The sequence below is a fragment of the Streptomyces sp. NPDC000075 genome (genome assembly GCF_040301925.1).
GTDB classification, from domain to species: Bacteria; Actinomycetota; Actinomycetes; order Streptomycetales; family Streptomycetaceae; genus Streptomyces; species Streptomyces polychromogenes.
This window is the reverse complement of sequence record NZ_JBEPFL010000072.1, coordinates 1-10,607: the sequence shown is the minus strand read 5'-3', so window position 1 is coordinate 10,607 and position 10,607 is coordinate 1. Positions and strand designations below refer to the sequence as shown.

The window sequence follows — 10,607 nt, the reverse complement described above, 5'->3', positions numbered from 1 at the left end:
CCGGGTCCGAGCCTACGCCGGGGCGTGGCGCGGGGCCGCTCCGCACGGCGCCGGGGCCCGGCCCCCCCGGGGCGGGTGCGGGGCCCGGGGGGGGGGGCGGGGCGGGGTGGCGGGGCGGGCGCGACGGGCGGGGGCGACGCGGCGTCGTCGGACGCCGGGGCGGGGGTGGGGGTGCGGGCGGCGGCGGGGTCGACGCGGGCGGCCAGCCAGAGGATGTCGGCGAGCTCCTCCGCCCCGACGGCGGTGCGCGGGGCGGAGCCGTCCCCGGCGCCTTCGGCGAAGGCGGCGAGGAGTTCCTCGATCACGCGGTGGGCCCGGTCAGGTGCTGCATCACGGTGGCGAGGAAGCGGTCGCGGTCGGCGGGCGCCGACCAGGCGCCGGCGAGGCGCAGCTGGATGGCGTTGAGGAGCTGGTCGGTGGCGAGGTCGCCGTCCTCGGCGCGTTCGAGGAAGCTGCGGACGAGGTCCTGGTACTCGCCGGCGCCGGCGCCGGTGATGTCGACGCCGAGGCGTCCGCGCACGATGCGGGCGAGTTTCTCCGGGCCGGGTGCGTCCAGGTGGAGGCGGACGCAGCGGCGCAGGAAGGCGGGCGGGAAGTCGCGTTCGCCGTTGCTGGTGAGGACGACGACGGGGAAGTGGCTGCACTGCACGCGGCCCTGGGTGACGGCGACGCCCGCGTCGGGGTCGTCGTCGGTGCCGATGGCGACGGTCGGTTCCTCCTTGGCCAGGCGGGCGAGTTCGGGGATGGTGAACCCGCCGTCCTCGAAGACGGTCAGGAGGTCGCCGGGCAGGTCGATGTCGCTCTTGTCGATCTCGTCGATGAGCAGGACGCGGGGCCTGCGCTGCGGCAGGAGTGCGGTGCCGAGCGGGCCCAGGCGCAGGTAGCGGGCGATGGACGGGGCGGAGGCGGCCGGGGCGGGGGTGTGCGGGGCGCCGGGGAGGCGGACCTGTTCCAGTCCGGCCTCCTGGAGCCGGCCGATGGCGTCGTAGAGGTAGAGGCCGTCGCGCAGGACGGTGCGGCTGGTGATCGGCCAGTGCAGTACGGGGCCCAGGGCGAGGTCGGCGGCGATGCTGTGGGCGAGGGTGGATTTGCCGACGCCGGGCCTGCCGGTGACGAGCAGCGGGCGGCGCAGGTGGAGGGCGGTGTTGACGACGTCCTTCTCGGGTTCGTCGGGGACGTAGCCCTCGCCGCGCCGCCGGGTGCGTTCCCAGGCCTCGCCCGTGCAGCCGGGCGGTCCGTACGCCGGGTCGGGGCGGCCGGTGAAGTCCCGCCAGGGCGGCGGCGATCCGGCTTCCAGGCGGGCGCGGCGGTCCTCGCCGGGGCCCGCTCCCTGGTACAGCCACCAGTCCTTCGCCACTGCCTGTTCCTCCATCGTCGCGTGAAGTCCTGCGGTCGGTCGGGTCGTTCGGTTCGAGCGGGCGGTGGTGGGGGGTCAGAGCAGGGAGCGGAGGTCGATCGTGTCGTCGGGATCGTCCCACAACAGCACCAGCCGGTCTGCCCCTTCGGCCGCGCCCCCGGCGGCCGCCCGGCGCACTTCGGTCACGCGGGCGGGCAGGCCCAGTACCGCGGGTGCGCCGGGGAGGGCTTCCGGGGAGAGCCGGGCGGGCAGCCCGCCGGGGGGTGCGCCGCCGCCGCGCTGCCAGACGGCCGCGGGCACCCCGCTTTCGAGGACCGCCTCCAGCAGGGCGTCCGAGCGGGCGGCCGAGGCGTGCCCGAGGACGCAGGCGGGCGCGGTGCGGGAGCCCAGCCGTACCCCGAGGGCGTCGGTGACGTCGGTGTCCTCGACGACGCGTACGGTGTCGGGGTGGCGGCCGCCCTGGGTGTGCATCCAGCTCCATTTGGCGCGCCATGCGGTGCGGGTGTCCTCGCGCTCCTGCGGGCAGCGCACCACGACCTCGTAGAGCATGCCGAGGGGGCGGGTCCGGCCGGCGGGTCCGCGGGGGACGGGCCACTGGTCGAAGTCGGTCTCCAGCATCTCGTAGGGCACGTGGAACTCGATCCGGTCGACGGCGCTCCAGGCCCCGTACGGTGCTCCGTCCTCCTCGCCGTCGCCCGGGGCGGCCGCCAGCAGGGCGAGCCGGCGGACGAGTTCGGCGCGTACGGCGGCCAGGGCGACCGGCCCGTCCTCGGACTCCCAGAGGTGGCGGGTGTGTTCGCCGCGCAGCCACATCCGGGCCAGCAGGCCGTCCTCGCCGCCGGGCGGGGATTCCAGCCGGACGTGCAGCGCCGCGCGGCGGGCGGGGGCGGGCGGCGGGCGCAGGACGGGCAGGGCGAGGCGTTCGCGGGCGGCGCGGACCCACTGGGCGAGCCGGGCGGCCCAGGCCGGGTCGCCCAGGCCGCCGGCGGGGCCGCGGGGGCGGGCGGCCCGGTCGGCGAGGTAGTGGACGAAGGGCACGGCCAGGGGCATGCCGTCGCGGCCGCCCTGCCGGTCGTCGAGGTCCTCGACGAGGTCGAGGAGGGTGTCGGCGGGCAGCCCGTGGTGGACGGGGGCGGCGCAGCCGGACTCCTTGAACGCCCAGGTGTAGGCCTCGTAGGCGCAGCGGGGCAGTCCGCGGCCCTCGAAGAGGTCGCCGAGTCCGTCCCAGCCGGTCTGGTCGAGGCGGGCGGCGCTCGGCGGGGGCGGGCCGTAGGGTCCGTCGTCGAGGAAGGAGCCGGCGTCCCAGTCCCGGTCGACGACGAACTGGGGCAGCTGCCAGCCCTCGCCGCGTTCGCGGAGCTCCTGGAAGGCGTGGTGGATGCGGCGGGCGGCCTGGGGGAGGCCGGTGAGGCCCTCGCGGACGGACCGGTCGCCGAGCTGTTCGAGGAGGGCCTCGGTGAAGCGGCCGGCGCCGCGTTCGGCGTCGTTGCGGGCGGCTTCGCCCTCGCGGGAGGCGTAGAGGCGGAACTGGCGTCGTCCGGGGACGGTGTTGCCGCCGCCGTAGTCGGTGCTGCCGAAGTTCCAGCGGCTGTCGCGGGGGGCGTCGACCCGGCAGGCGTCCACGAGTGCGGCCTGGAGCGGGAACCGGCGGTGTTTGACCAGGTCGGTCTTCCACCAGCGCAGCGCGGAGTCGAGGTTGAGGTGGCGGATCTGGCCGGGTCCGGCGTCGGCGCAGGGCAGCATCAGCTCTCCGTCGCGTCCGAGGTAGCCGTGTCCGGCCCAGAAGATCCACAGCAGGTCGCCGTCGCACTGCGGGAGTTCTTCGAGGAGGGCGGATTTGGCGTTGGCCTCGGTGGCGGGGCGGTACGCCTCCCTCAGCTCGGCCAGGGCCGGGGAGAGCGTCCAGTCGAGCCGTTCGGGGTCGTCGAGCGGGGAGAGCAGCAGGGTGACGTTCGCCGCCGGGACCTCGCCGGGGCCGGTCAGCCACCGGGCGAAGCGCAGGGCGTCGCGGGCGGGGCCGCGCAGGTTCCAGTGGTGGCTGATCCCGTACCGTTCGACGCCGGCGACGAGTGCGAAGGTGCGGCCGGGTGCCAGCGCGGCCGGTAAGTCGAGGGTGCGGGGCGGGGGTTCGTGGTCCGGCCGGGTTCCGGGACGGGTCACCCGATGCCCGCCTCGGTCACCGCCCGTTCGATGCGCTCGTAGAGGGACCGCTGTTTCCAGTAGGCGCTGTGGGAGGCCGGGAAGGGCTGGCGGCTGCGGATCTCGTGGTCGCTGACGCGCGGGTCGCCGGGGAAGACGGGCGCGGCGAGGTAGGAGAGGACGTCCTGCCGGTCGTACACGTTGAGCCAGCGGGGGAAGCCGTACGGGAGGGCGCTGCCGGGCGGGAGGGCGGTGAGGGCGCCGAGTTCGTACAGGTACGGGGCCTGTGAGCCGACGGTGACCAGCAGTTCGGCGCCGGGCACGGGCCCGCCGGAGGCGGCTTCCAGGGCGAGCAGGTCCACGAGGGCGATCCCGCCGAGGCTGTGGCCGATCAGTACGGTCGGGCCCGGTTCGGCGGTGATCCGCTGGTGCAGGTAGGCGCGGAGCTCGGTGCCCCGGGCCTGGTAGCGCAGGATGTCGCCGAGCGCGGGGGTGGCGCCGACGGTGAGGGAGCCGCGCCAGGCGTTGAGCAGCGGCTGGGTGGAGACCCGCAGGGCGAGCCGGCCGAGGAGGGCGGCCGCGCGGGCGCCGGGGACGCGGGCGCCGCCGCCGAGGCGGGTGGTGAGCAGGTCGACGAGCCGGTCCCGTTCGGCCGCGGTGCAGTCGGCGTCGGCCCCGGCGGTGGCGAGGGCTCCGGCGGTGACGGCCCGGGCGAGGGCGGCCGCCAGTTCGCGGGCCTCGGGTTCGGCGGTGGCGCGGGCCCCGGCGCGGGCGGCTTCGGCGGAGTGGGCGGCGGCTTCGAGCGCGGGGCGGAACCCGGGGGCGAGGCCGGTGCCGTCCAGCAGGGCGCGGAGTTCGCCGCGGGGGTCGTCCGGGGCTTCGGCGAGGCGGTGCAGCAGGTCCAGGACGCCGGCCCCGGCGGGCTGTACGCCGGGCATCGCGAAGGGGTCGCCGGCCGCGTCCGCCCCGGGCCCGGCCGTCTCCCAGCCGGCCTCCGCCAGCACTCTCAGCTCGCACAGCGGGTCGGCGAGCAGCAGCCCCCACTCGGCGGTCTCGGTGTCGGCCGCATCCGCGCTCCCGGGCAGGCGCAGTCCCGGGACGGAACGGCCGCCGGAGCCGAGGCCGGCGCCGAAGCGTTCGCCCCAGAAGCAGGAGTCGACGGCCGCACCGGGGAAGCGGTCGGTGAGCCGCTCCCGCACCAGTGCGAAGAGGGTGTCGTGCCGGTCGCGCCGCACCCCCGTGCCGTGGACGAACAGAAACCGCATCCCCGTGCCTCCCCCTCGTCACCCCGTCCCGCCCGCACGATAGCGCCGCGCGGGCAACACGGCCCCTGGAATGCGCGGTTCGGCCGCCCGGGCGCCTGTTCCGGCCGGGCGCCCCGGGGCTCGCACGGCGGGGTCAGGGCGCGGCCAGGTCCCCGACGTGCCCGCGCAGGACGGCGAGGCAGGTCTCGGCCCCCAGCAGGTCGGGGTGAAGTACGGCGCTCATGCCCAGCCCGTCCAGCAGCGCCGTCAGCCGTTCGGTCTCCGCGTCGAGGTCCAGGCCCGGCCGCAGGGTGCCGGTCGCGTCGAGGCGGCCGAGGACGCGCCGTACGAGTTCCCGCGCCCCGACCGCGGTCCGGCGGGCGAGGCCGGCGAACTCCGGGCTGGTGCGGGCGGCGGTGCTGAAGTCGAGGAAGACGGCGACCTCCGCCCGGCGGGTTTCGTCCAGCGGCAGCAGCTCGGCCAGCAGCCCGACCGCGAGCCGGAGCCGCTCGGGCCCCGGGTGGCGCTCCAGTGCGCCGATCTCCTCGACGTGCCGGACCAGCCGGGCGCCCAGCCGGTCGAGCATCGACTGCATCGCGAAGTCCATCAGTTCCCGCTGGCTGGCGAAGTAGTGGCGCAGGGAGCCGATGTTGAGCCCCGCCTCGTCCGCCACGGCGCGCAGGGAGGTGCGCTGGAGGCCGTCGCGGACGACGACCCGGAACAGGGCGTCCACCACGTCGCGGCGGCGGGCTTCGGGATCCACGTACTTGGGCACGGGACGTTTCTATCACAGGCGTGATATAAAAGAGCCAAGGGTTCTATCACAAGCGTGATAAATAAAATCGGGAGGTCTCCGTGGAGACGTACCTCAACCTCATGCTGATCAGGTTCGCCCTGCTGGCGGCGGGCGCGGTGGCGCTGGCCCTCCTGGCCTTCGCCGTCGCCCTGGTCCTCAAGCGCCGGGGCGGGCTCGACCGGGTCCGCCGGCACGTCGACCCCCTGGCCCGCTCCGCCCTCCGTGCGGCCGTCCGCCGCCTGGAGGAAGGGGCCGGGGGCGACCGCCGGAAGGGGGAGCGGCGATGACGCCGGCGACCCTCCTCGCGGCGGACCACTCCGACTTGCTACGCCACCTCCTCGTGGACATGGCGCTCAAGGCGGCCATCACCGTGGCGGCCCTGACCGTTCTCGCCCTCGGGATGTGCGCGCTCTGGCGCCGGGCGGGGCGCGCGCGCCACGGCGGGAGCGGACGGCCGACGCCGGCCCGTCGGCCCTCTAGCCGTGATCTGTGACATGTGAAATATTACCTGCGCTCCGGACCGAACTCCCGAGCTCCCTCGGGCTCCCTCGGGCTCCCTCGGGCTCCCCGAACTCCCTGAAAGGTCACCCCCGTTGCGCAGACTTGCCGCGGCGGGAGCGGCGATATCCCTCACCGCTCTCGCCTTCCTCGCCACGCCCGCCCAGGCGGCCGCCCCGCCGCCCGCGCCACCCGCCTCCGCCCAGCAGGCCGGAGCCGAGGCTCCCCCGCCGCAGGCCCCCCTCGAACTCCGCCGCCAGGCCCTGCGCCGCCAGGCCCTGGAGGGAGTCGCGGCGGGCGGCGCCGGATCCCGCCGGGCCGGGCCGGCGCCCCGTACCGCCAGGATCGGCGACCAGTACGTCGAGCTGTCCCAGGAGCGCAAGGACAAGGTCTTCGTCATCCTGGCCGAGTTCGGCGACCAGACGGACCCCCGCTTCGGCGGCACCCCCGGCCCCCTGCACAACACCATTCCCCGCCCGCCGAAGGACGACAACCACACCCTGTGGCGCAAGGACTTCGACCGCGACTTCTACCAGCGGCAGTTCTTCAACGCCGACCCCGGCGCGGCCTCCGTGCGGGCCTACTACGACCTCCAGTCCTCCGGCCGCTACGACATGGACGGCACCGTCACCGCCTGGGTCAAGCTCCCCTACAACGAGGCCCGTTACGGCACGGACAAGTGCACCGAGGCGGGCCAGTGCCGGACCAACTGGGACCTGGTCCGGGACGCCACGACCGCCTGGTACGACGCCGAGCGCGCGAAGGGCCGTTCACCGCAGGACATCAAGGCCGAGCTCGCCCAGTACGACGTGTGGGACCGCTACGACGCCGACCACGACGGCGACTTCGACGAACCCGACGGCTACCTCGACCACCTGATCGTCGTCCACGCCGGCAAGGACCAGACCTGGGGCGGCGGCGACCAGGGCAAGGACGCCATCTGGGCACACCGCTGGTTCGCCTACTGGGACCAAGCGGGCACGGCGGGCCCCGAGGGCAACAAGGCGGGCGGCACCCCGGTCGGCGACACCGGCATCTGGGCCGGGGACTACCTCACCGGCGGCGAGAACAGCGGAGCGGGCCTCTTCTCCCACGAGTTCGGCCACGACCTGGGCCTCCCCGACCTCTACAGCTCGGACGGGGACAACGGCGTCAACTTCTGGTCCCTGATGTCCTCGGCCTCCTACCTCGGCCAGGGCCCGAACACCACGGGGCGGTTCCCGGGCGACCTGGACCCGTGGAGCAAGCTCCAGCTGGGCTGGCTGGACTACACGGAGGCCGACGCGGGCCGCAGGACCCGCGCCACCCTGGGCGTCTCGGGCTACAACACCCGCGACCCCCAGGCCCTCCTCGTCCACCTCCCGCCCTCCACCACCCGCACCGAGCTCACGGACCCCTACGAGGGCGCGAGCCAGTGGTGGAGCGGGACGGGCGACCTCATGGACGCCACCCTCACCCGCACGGTGGACCTCGCGCAGAAGCCCGCCACCCTGTCCGCCCGCCTCTGGTACGACACGGAGCGGGACTTCGACTTCCTCACCGTCGAGGCCTCCCGCGACGGCGGCGCCACCTGGGCCCCGCTGCCCGGCACGGTGAACGGGACCCCCCTCCCGCCGAAGGGCGTCTCGGGCACCTCCGACGGCTGGACCGACCTGCGGGTCCCGCTGCCCGCCGGCACCACCGGGCTGCGCTTCCACGCCACCTCGGACGGCAACACCCACGGCCGCGGCGTCACCTTCGACGACATCCGCGTCACCTCCGACGCCGACGGCGCGGCCCTGTTCACGGACGGCGCGGAAAGCGGCCCGAACGGCTGGACGGCCCTCAAGTGGTCCCGTACCGAGGGCCGCACCGGCACGGAGTCGCACCCGCGCGCCTACTTCGCGGAGAACCGCCGCTACACGGGCTACGGCTCCTACCTGCGCACCGGCCCGTACAACTTCACCGGCACGGACAACCGGGTGGAGTTCTACCCCTACCAGCAGGGCGTGCTGCTCTGGCTCTGGGACACCGCCTACAGCGACAACACCACCAAGACCCACCCCGGGGCGGGCCTGATCCTCCCGGTCGACGCCCGCCCGGAGGCCCTGCGCTTCCCGGACGGCACCGCGGCCAACGCCCGGGCGCAGACCTTCGACGCGCCCTTCTCCACCCGCCCCGCGGACCGCCTCACCCTCCACAAGGCGGGCGGCGTCCTGACGGTCCCCTCCCGCCCCGGTGTGGCGGTCTTCGACGACCACCGCGGCTCCTACTGGACCCCGGACCTCCCCCAGCTGGGCGTCAAGGTCCCGGACACGGGCACCCGCCTCCAGGTGCTGCGCGAATCCGCGACGACCACCACCCTCCAGCTGTCCCCGTCCACCCCCTGACCCCGCACACGCGTGAGCGCCCCGCCGGGACCCTCCCGGCGGGGCGCTCACGGCCGTCCGGCCCGGGGTCAGCCCCTGGGCAGGACCGTGGCGAGGACGGCGGGGAGCGGGTACCAGTCCGCCGAGGTGATCGAGGCGTGGTGGGAGGCCATCAGGGCCACCCGGTCGCGGGCCTGGGCCTCCGTGGGGTGGACCGCGTCGATCGCCGGGGCCACGTTGTGGGCGTCCGTGGCGATCAGCAGGTAGTGGTTGCGGTCGTACCAGGACGTGTCGATCGCGCCCGACGCGTAGGCGCTCGCGTCGCCGTCGAAGACGACGAACCAGGGGCGCAGGGCCGGGTCCGTGTAGCGGGTGCGGGGGTCGCCCGCTTCGGCGCGGTGCACCGCCGGGAAGGCGGCGGCCGTGGCGAGGTGGCCGCGCAGGTGCTCGGCGTACTCGCGGTCGGTCCAGAGCTTGTCCGCGCCGTTGCCCTCCTCGACCGTGCCGGGGATCAGCTCCACCAGGAACTTCCCCGCCATCCGCGAGCGGGCCGGCCAGGCACCGGCGCGGGCCGCCGCGTCGAGGTCGGGGTGGCCGGCGGCGAGCTGTCCCGGGGTGTAGAGCGCGTCGCCGAGCTTCGAGGTGAGGAGGGCGTCGAGGGCGGCGGGGCCCCGGCCCAGGTTCGCGGCGAAGCCGTCCTTCATCTCCAGCTTGAGGACGATCGGGCGGTGGCCGGGGTGGGCGTCGTGCCAGCTGCGGATGTCGGAGAGGCAGCCCGCGAGGTTCTGGTCGCGGGACTTCGTGCGCAGCTGGGCGGCGGTGGAGGCGTTCTCGCAGTTGCTGTCGTTGCCGAAGGGGTTGTCGTGGGAGACGCGCCAGGAGCTGCCGAAGAAGTTGGTCCAGACGTCCAGTTCCAGCATCGCCGCCCCGGAGTCCAGGGCGTCCGCGAAGTAGGGGTACTTGGCCTTCTCGTAGGCGTTGTGGACCCCCACGCCGGTGGAAGCGGAGTACGGGAGGTCGCCGGTCGCCGCCGTGGCGGGGGTGGCGGGGACAGCGAGGGCCGCGAGGGCGGCCGTCAGCAGGGCGGCTGCTGCGCGCAGGCGGGTGCGGATGGGCATGGGTGTGCGGCTCCCCTGGTTACCGAGTGGTAAGGCGACTGGAGCGTAGGGGAGTTGAATGAAGAGCGGAAGGACTCGGGATGGCCGTCCGGGTGCGGGGTGTGAGGAGGGGCACATTCCGGCCGGGAACCCCGGGGCGCGGCCGGCCGTTCCGGGGGGTTGACGGGTGATCCTCGGCGGTGGGAGTGGCGCGATGACGGGCAGGGCCGTACGGGTCTGCGTGCTGGCCGGGCTGTGCTGCGCGCTGGTGGCCGCCGGGGTGGCCTTCGGCCTGGGGCGGATGGGGACCGTCGCCGGCGGGGACGCGCGGACGGGGCGGTACGTCCAGGACACCGCCCTCGCCGACGAGGCCGCCGCCGCGGCCCTGGAGAAGCTGACCGAGGGCGCCCCGCAGGCCGCCCCGCCGGTACGGGGCTTCACGGAGGGCGCCTGGAAGGCGTCCGAACCGCTGGAGGCCGTGGACGTACCGGCCGAGCCGGCCGTCGGGGCGCTGTTCTCGCCCGGGCTGGACTGGGACGACGACCACCACTGCTCGGGGAGCGTGGTGCACTCCGCCGGCGGGGACCTGGTCGTCACCGCGGCCCACTGCGTGTACGCGGGCGGGTTCCGCAGCAACCTGGCCTTCGTGCCGGGGTACGAGGAGGGCCGGGCGCCCTACGGGGTGTGGGTGCCCACCCGCATCGACGTGGACCCCCGCTGGGTGCGCGACTCCGACCCGGACGTCGACGTGGCCTTCATCCGGGTGCGCCGGGCCGGGCACCCCGGGCAGCGGCTGGAGGACGTCACGGGGGCGCACCAGATCCGCTTCGGCCAGCAGCTGCCGGTACCGGCACGGCTGGTGGGGTACCCGAACGACAGCGAGAAGCCGCTGGGCTGCTCCAACACGGCCGTCGCCGACGGGCCGGCGCAGCTGCGCTTCGACTGCGCGGACGTGCCCGACGGAACCAGCGGGGGCCCCGTGCTGAGCTCGGCGAACAGCCTGATCGGGGTCATCGGCGGGCGCGACGGGGGCGGCGACGAGACCACCTCGTACAGCAGCTACTTCGGGGACGACGTACGGGCCCTGTACGAGCGGGCCGTGCGCGGGTAGCCGTACCCGCGCACGGC

At 75.2% G+C, this 10,607-nt stretch carries 10 protein-coding genes; 4 read left to right on the top strand and 6 right to left on the bottom strand.

The genetic code is table 11. The features are described from left to right. The 5 genes from ABT403_RS38785 to ABT403_RS38765 form a co-directional block, all read right to left on the bottom strand. On the bottom strand, nucleotides 1-305 hold a 305-nt coding region (locus tag ABT403_RS38785; RefSeq protein ID WP_351650942.1), incomplete at its 3' end, for a hypothetical protein. Next, a complete protein-coding gene (locus tag ABT403_RS38780) occupies nucleotides 302-1,372 on the bottom strand; it encodes an AAA family ATPase (RefSeq protein WP_344166303.1) in 1,071 nt (356 codons plus the stop codon). The genes ABT403_RS38785 and ABT403_RS38780, both read right to left, overlap by 4 nt. A gap of 60 nt (nucleotides 1,373-1,432) precedes the next feature. Next, entirely contained in the window at nucleotides 1,433-3,517 is a 2,085-nt protein-coding gene (locus ABT403_RS38775; RefSeq protein WP_344166302.1) for a VMAP-C domain-containing protein, read from the bottom strand. Then, the gene (locus ABT403_RS38770) at nucleotides 3,514-4,761 is read right to left on the bottom strand and encodes an RBBP9/YdeN family alpha/beta hydrolase (RefSeq protein ID WP_344166301.1); all 1,248 of its coding nucleotides are present in this window, start codon (nucleotides 4,759-4,761) and stop codon (nucleotides 3,514-3,516) included. Before ABT403_RS38770 ends, ABT403_RS38775 begins: the two co-directional genes overlap by 4 nt. 133 nt (nucleotides 4,762-4,894) lie before the next feature. Continuing rightward, complete coding sequence (locus tag ABT403_RS38765) at nucleotides 4,895-5,515, bottom strand: TetR/AcrR family transcriptional regulator (RefSeq protein ID WP_344166300.1); 621 nt, start codon at nucleotides 5,513-5,515, stop codon at nucleotides 4,895-4,897. Nucleotides 5,516-5,595: 80 nt separating this feature from the next. Here ABT403_RS38765 and ABT403_RS38760 point away from each other — a divergent pair, with 80 nt between their 5' ends. The 3 genes from ABT403_RS38760 to ABT403_RS38750 all read left to right on the top strand — a co-directional run bounded on the left by ABT403_RS38760 (nucleotide 5,596) and on the right by ABT403_RS38750 (nucleotide 8,403). Next, a complete protein-coding gene (locus ABT403_RS38760; RefSeq protein WP_344166299.1) occupies nucleotides 5,596-5,823 on the top strand; it encodes a hypothetical protein in 228 nt (75 codons plus the stop codon). Next, nucleotides 5,820-6,029: a hypothetical protein gene (locus ABT403_RS38755; RefSeq protein WP_344166298.1), complete on the top strand. Its 210-nt coding sequence runs from the start codon at nucleotides 5,820-5,822 to the stop codon at nucleotides 6,027-6,029. Before ABT403_RS38760 ends, ABT403_RS38755 begins: the two co-directional genes overlap by 4 nt. 100 nt (nucleotides 6,030-6,129) lie before the next feature. Beyond that, nucleotides 6,130-8,403: an immune inhibitor A domain-containing protein gene (locus tag ABT403_RS38750; protein WP_344166297.1), complete on the top strand. Its 2,274-nt coding sequence runs from the start codon at nucleotides 6,130-6,132 to the stop codon at nucleotides 8,401-8,403. A 68-nt stretch (nucleotides 8,404-8,471) separates the two neighbouring features. Here the strand turns inward: ABT403_RS38750 and ABT403_RS38745 are convergent, their stop codons facing one another. Next, on the bottom strand, nucleotides 8,472-9,500 hold the full coding sequence (locus ABT403_RS38745; RefSeq protein ID WP_344166296.1) for a phosphatidylinositol-specific phospholipase C domain-containing protein: 1,029 nt from the start codon (nucleotides 9,498-9,500) through the stop codon (nucleotides 8,472-8,474). Between the two features lie 193 nt (nucleotides 9,501-9,693). Here ABT403_RS38745 and ABT403_RS38740 point away from each other — a divergent pair, with 193 nt between their 5' ends. Further along, nucleotides 9,694-10,590 (top strand): trypsin-like serine peptidase, encoded by an 897-nt coding sequence (locus tag ABT403_RS38740; RefSeq protein ID WP_344166295.1) that lies wholly within the window; start codon nucleotides 9,694-9,696, stop codon nucleotides 10,588-10,590. The last annotated feature ends 17 nt before the right edge of the window (nucleotides 10,591-10,607 follow it).

Coding starts and splice junctions, on each gene's coding strand:
- ABT403_RS38780 (WP_344166303.1), bottom strand. CDS start 1,372: ATGGAGGAACAGGCAGTGGCGAAGGACTGGTGGCTGTACCAGGGAGCG.
- ABT403_RS38770 (WP_344166301.1), bottom strand. CDS start 4,761: ATGCGGTTTCTGTTCGTCCACGGCACGGGGGTGCGGCGCGACCGGCAC.
- ABT403_RS38755 (WP_344166298.1), top strand. CDS start 5,820: ATGACGCCGGCGACCCTCCTCGCGGCGGACCACTCCGACTTGCTACGC.
- ABT403_RS38745 (WP_344166296.1), bottom strand. CDS start 9,500: ATGCCCATCCGCACCCGCCTGCGCGCAGCAGCCGCCCTGCTGACGGCC.
- ABT403_RS38740 (WP_344166295.1), top strand. CDS start 9,694: ATGACGGGCAGGGCCGTACGGGTCTGCGTGCTGGCCGGGCTGTGCTGC.